5 protein-coding genes and 1 pseudogene are annotated in these 5273 nt (G+C 70.3%); 5 read left to right on the forward strand and 1 reads right to left on the reverse strand.

Annotated elements, in window-relative coordinates:
* The 4 genes and pseudogenes from D474_RS32975 to D474_RS0115295 all read left to right on the forward strand — a co-directional run.
* Positions 1-256, forward strand: a pseudogene (locus tag D474_RS32975) (hypothetical protein); the annotation flags it as partial.
* Entirely contained in the window at positions 246-692 is a 447-nt protein-coding gene (locus tag D474_RS0115285) for a DUF742 domain-containing protein (RefSeq protein WP_026118515.1), read from the forward strand. The pseudogene D474_RS32975 and the gene D474_RS0115285, both read left to right, overlap by 11 nt.
* A 56-nt stretch (positions 693-748) precedes the next feature.
* Positions 749-1966 carry an L-2-hydroxyglutarate oxidase gene (gene lhgO / locus D474_RS0115290; protein WP_017614424.1) on the forward strand — a complete coding sequence of 406 codons (1218 nt, stop codon included), beginning with the start codon at positions 749-751 and terminating at the stop codon, positions 1964-1966.
* A gap of 125 nt (positions 1967-2091) precedes the next feature.
* Positions 2092-2583 (forward strand): hypothetical protein, encoded by a 492-nt coding sequence (locus tag D474_RS0115295; RefSeq protein WP_017614425.1) that lies wholly within the window; start codon positions 2092-2094, stop codon positions 2581-2583.
* A gap of 10 nt (positions 2584-2593) precedes the next feature.
* Here D474_RS0115295 and D474_RS0115300 read toward each other — a convergent pair whose 3' ends face one another.
* A complete protein-coding gene (locus D474_RS0115300) occupies positions 2594-3316 on the reverse strand; it encodes an HNH endonuclease family protein (protein WP_026118516.1) in 723 nt (240 codons plus the stop codon).
* A 249-nt stretch (positions 3317-3565) separates the two neighbouring features.
* Here D474_RS0115300 and tyrS point away from each other — a divergent pair, with 249 nt between their 5' ends.
* Positions 3566-4870, forward strand: coding sequence for a tyrosine--tRNA ligase (gene tyrS, locus D474_RS0115305; protein ID WP_017614427.1), 1305 nt, complete (start codon positions 3566-3568; stop codon positions 4868-4870).
* Positions 4871-5273 lie beyond the last annotated feature (403 nt).

Genomic DNA, 5273 nt, shown 5'->3' on the forward strand with positions numbered 1-5273 from the left:
CACGCCACCGCCCGGCGGGCATCCGGTGACACCGCCCACCGGGCAGCCGTCCGGCGATTGGAACTCGGGACCGCTGCCGGGGGTCCCGCACTGGAACGACCCGTCCCAACCCGCCGGCCCGCTCGAACCGATGGACCCTGACACCCCCCGCGACGGTTCCGATGCGCAGGACCCGCAGCACTCCCGCGACCCCCACCCGCCCAGTGGACCGCAACCCACCGTGCCCGGACACCAGGGGGACCGCCGTGAGCGCTGAGAGACACCGTGGAGATGCCGGGAGCGAGCCCGAACTCGACCGGGAGTTCCCACAGATCCTCGGAACGCACGAGGATGAGGAGGAACGCTTCCTGCGGCCCTACGCCGTCGACGCAGGTGTGGCCGACCCGCAGGCGGCCGGTCCCCGTAGCCGCAGGAGCGCCGAACAGCTCGATCTGTTGAGCCTGGTCGTGGCCGCCCGCACCCCTGGACGCGCCGAGTGGCTGCGCCCCGAACGCGAGACGATCCTGACGCATGCCCAGCGTGCCCGCACCGTGGTCGAACTCGCGGTGGAAGTGGGGCTGCCCCTGGGACAGGTCCGCACCATCGCCGGGGAGATGCTCGCGGACGGGTCGCTGCAACGCTGCGGGCCCACGCGGTCCCTGGGGCACTCCGACATCCTGCACGCGGTGCTGGTCGGCCTGCGCTCCCTGTGAGCCCGGTTCCCCGACCCGGTGGTGCACCGCACAATCGGGGTTGTTAGCGTTCGGCCATGCGCAGCACCCGACACATCGGAGTCATCGGGGCAGGGATCGTGGGTCTGGCCCTGGCCCGCGAACTCGCCCTCCGCACACCCGGGACACGGGTGACGGTCCTGGAGAAGGAGGACCGGGTCGCCGCACACCAGAGCGGTCGCAACAGCGGTGTCGTGCATGCCGGCCTGTACTACGAACCGGGGTCGCTCAAGGCCACCCTCTGCCGACGTGGTGTGGGCCTGCTCAAGGACTACTGCGCCGAGCACGAACTGCCCTACCGCGCGGTCGGCAAAGTGCTCGTGGCCGCCGACGCCGACGACGAGGCCCGGCTCGAGGACATCGAACGCCACGCCAAGGACAACGGCGTGCCGGGCGTGACCCGCCTCGGCCCCGCGGGCCTGCGCGAGATCGAGCCCCACACCCAGGGCGTGGCGGGCCTTCACTCGCCCTCGACCGCCATCACCGATTACTCCGCCGTCGCCGAACAGCTCGCCGACGACGTGCGGCGCTCCGGTGGGCGGGTCCTGCTCAACACCCCTGTGCTCGACCTGCGCCAGGACCACAGCCGGGTGGAGGTCCTCACCGGCGAGGTGGAGGGCGAACGCACCATCCACCGCTTCGACCGCATCGTGGTCTGCGGGGGACTGCAGTCCGACGTGCTCGCCCGCAAGGCCGGAGCGTCCAGCGACCCCCGCACCGTCCCCTTCCGCGGCCAGTACCACGAGCTCGTGCCTGACCGCCGCCACCTCGTCAACGGCCTCGTCTACCCCGTTCCCGACCCCCGCTATCCCTTCCTCGGCGTCCACCTGACCCGCCACGTGCACGGCGAGGTCATGGCCGGGCCCAACGCCGTCCTCGCCACAGCGGCCGAGGGCTACCGCGGGCGGGACTGGAACCCCCAGGAGTTCGCCCGCACGCTCGGCTGGCCCGGAACCTGGCGCCTGGCCCGCCGCCACTGGACCGTGGGCGCCCGAGAGATGCTCGTGTCCGCCTCCACCGCGGTCTTCGCCTCCCAGGCCCGCCGACTGGTCCCCGCACTCGAGAGCGCCGACCTGGTTCCGGCCCCCGCGGGCGTGCGAGCCCAGGCGCTGGGGCGCGACGGCCGGCTCGTGGACGACTTCCGGGTGGAGGACCACGGCCGGGTGGTGTGTGTACGCAACGCCCCCTCGCCGGCGGCCACCTCGTCCCTCGCGATCGCGGAGTTCCTCACCGGGGAGTACGGCCTGGGCGCCTGACCCCAGGTGTGTCGTACGGCGGTTGTCCACAGGCGCAGAAGCCACTCTGGAACGCGGGCCGGGCAGCGCCCACCATGGGCCTCGTCGGTACGGGAAGGCCCCGTCACCGGCGACGGGAGGAACCCATGCCCCTGGTCCGCCTGGCCGCATCGGCCCTGGCTCTCGTACTCGCGTTCGCGCTCACGGCCGCGGACACCCCGCCCCGAGGAGGAGCATTGGACGGATTCACCATCGGGCACCTGCCCGCGCCCGCCCAGGGGGCCTCGCCCTCCGACTTCACCTACGAGTGGGGCGGGGTCGGCTTCAACAGCCGTGTCTGGGAGAAGCGACTGGAGGACGGTGCGGCACGTGTCGTCCTCCAGGTCCTGGTGATGCGCGGCGACCGCCTCGCCGACCTCGACAGCACCCGGGAGTTCCTCACCGAGTACCACGAACGGACCGACGGCTGGGAGCTCGCCGAGTTCGACAACGGCGGCTCACCCGGGCTCCACGGGGAGGCCGAGGCGTTCTGGACCCCCGAGACCGGGGTCGCGGTCGAGGTGCGTGATCCCTTCGGCCTCGTGGGCCCCGACGAACTCCTGGCCACCGCCCGGGCCATCGCGGGCTCGCCCGCCTGAGCGCAGCGGGTCAGCAACCCTCGAGGATCTCCCGCAGGGTCTGCTCCTCATCGGGGTCGACGGTGAGGTCCCAGGTGTGCTTGACGTCGATCCACGAGGCCGCGTAGTCGCAGTGCACCGCCTCCGACGGCGGCATCCAGTCGGCCGGGTCGGCATCACCCTTGGCCCGGTTGCTGGAGGCGCTCACCGCCCACAGCTGGGTGGTGTCCAGGTCGTTGGCGAAGCTCTGGCGCTCCTCGGTCGTCCATGCGTGGGCGCCCGAGCGCCAGGCCTCCTTGAGCGCCACCATGTGGTCGATGTCGACGTCCTGCACGTCGGTGAGGACCTCGTCGTCGTAGGGGCTGCTCCAACTGCCCGAGACCGGCTGGCAGTTCTGGTCTGACTCGACGTCCTCACCGTCGCGCTCCAGCACCACCTGCCGTGTCGTGCAGTTGTCCTCCACCCCACTGTCCCAGTGGGGGAACAGCGCCCGGTCGTACCCGGGCGGGTCGTCCTCGTCCTCGATCCGCAGCTCCTCGAGCTGTTCGCGGGCCTGTTCTACGGACACCTCCCCGGGCGCGCCCCCGGAGGCGCTCTCGGCCGGACCGTCGCCGAGGTTCAGGACGTCGAACTGCTCCGTCACCAGGAACGTGAACACCACGAAGGCGACCAAGGCGCTGAGTACCGCGGCCGCCCTGGATCTGGGCCGCCGCCGACCGGACCCGCGGCCCCGGAAGGAGGACTGCTTCGACATCTCGGGGGACCTCCAGTTCTGTGCTCCCCGAACCGCGGGGAGCGCGGACGTGCCCTACAAGCTTGGCCCACCGCCCGAACGGCAAGGAACGCGGCCCTGGCCGCGGGGATGATGCGTTCCCGCTCCGACCAGGCCTGTCCGGGCAGCCGATAGCGTGGGTGTGAGCGATATCGGGGTGAAGGCTCAGCGTTTTCGTCCTAGACTCACGCCAGATCGGGTTCGACCCGCCTCGCAACAGAAAGCAACACAGTGACCGACATCATCGACGAACTCCAGTGGCGCGGCATGCTCGCGCAGACGACCGACCTTGACGCTCTCCGCAAGGCGCTCGCCGATGGTCCGATCACCCTGTATTGCGGGTTCGACCCGACCGCCGGAAGCCTGCACGTCGGACACCTCGTCCAGATCGTCACCCTGGCCCGGTTCCAGCGGGCCGGCCACCGCCCCATCGCCCTCGTCGGTGGCGGGACCGGCCTCATCGGTGACCCCAAACCCAGCGCCGAGCGCCGGCTCAACTCCAGGGAGACCGTGCAGGGTTGGGTCGGGCAGCTCGGCAGCCAGCTCGCGAGCTTCCTGCGCTTCACCCCTGAGGGGGAGACGGCGCAGCCGACCGATGCGATCCTGGCCGACAACGCCGAATGGCTAGGCGAGCTCAGCGCGCTCGAACTCATGCGCGACGTCGGCAAGCACTTCAGCATCAACCAGATGCTGGCCCGGGAGACCGTCAAGAGCCGCCTCGACGGCGACGGTATGAGCTACACCGAGTTCAGTTACGTGCTCCTGCAGTCCTACGACTACGTGCAGCTCTACCGGCGCCACGGGTGCACGCTCCAGACCGGCGGCTCCGACCAGTGGGGCAACATCACCGCCGGCCTGGATCTCGTGCGCCGCATGGACGCCAACGAGCCGCACGGCGCAGCGCACGGACTGACCTTCAACCTGCTCACCAAGGCGGACGGTTCGAAGTTCGGCAAGAGCGAGGCCGGCGGCAACTTCTGGCTCGACCCGGAGCTGACCTCGCCGTACGCCTTCTACCAGTTCTGGTTCAACGCCGACGACCGCGATGTGGTCCGTTTCCTCAAGACCTTCAGTTTCCGTTCGCAGGAGGAGATCGAGGACCTGGAGCGAAGGACCGAGGAGCGCCCGCAGGCTCGTGCGGCCCAGAAAGCTCTGGCCGAGGAGCTCACCACGCTGGTGCACGGTGAGGAGGAGTGCCGCAAGGCCATCGATGCCAGCCTGGCCCTCTTCGGCCGCGCCGACCTGAGTGAGCTCGACGGGCGCACGCTCGAGTCCGCGCTGTCCGAGGTGCCCAAGGTCGAGACCGACACCCCGGTCGGAGAACTGCCGAGCGTGGTCGACCTCTTCGCCGAGAGCGGCCTGACCCCCAGCAAGTCCGCGGCCCGCCGTGCCATCAAGGAGGGCGGCGCCTACGTCAACAACGCCAAGGTGACCGACGAGGACGCCCGCCTCGATGCCGAGGACCTCCTCGCAGACCGGTTCGTCGTGCTGCGCCGGGGCAAGCGCAACATCGGCGGTGTCATCCTCCGGGGCTGAAACCCCGAACGCACAGGGCGCAGGGCGGTCACCCCTCGTGGTGGCCGCCCTGCGCCCTGTCCGCGCGTCATGTTCGCTGATCCTTGATGCCGGACAGACCGGACGTATACACTCGTCGCGGACGAACAAAGCCGACGTCGGAGCGTGGCCGACCTGATCGCCCGCGCTCACGAGGGCCAACAAGCCGCCCGAACGGGGCGACCAGGTCCCGGATCGCCGAGTACGCCGAGGCTCCGGGCTCTGGCTTGACGTCTGTCAGGAGCCTGCGTAGACTCGTCTTTGTCGCTGACGGAACAGCGATCCGGCCGCAGGGTCGGGATCAGTTCCGTGTCAGTAGCGATCTCCTTCTTCTCCGCCGGTTCGAGCACTGCTTCGGGCCGTGTAGGGTTGAGAAACCGCTTCG

The sequence above is a fragment of the Nocardiopsis salina YIM 90010 genome (assembly GCF_000341025.1).
In the GTDB taxonomy this organism is placed as follows: Bacteria; Actinomycetota; Actinomycetes; order Streptosporangiales; family Streptosporangiaceae; genus Nocardiopsis; species Nocardiopsis salina.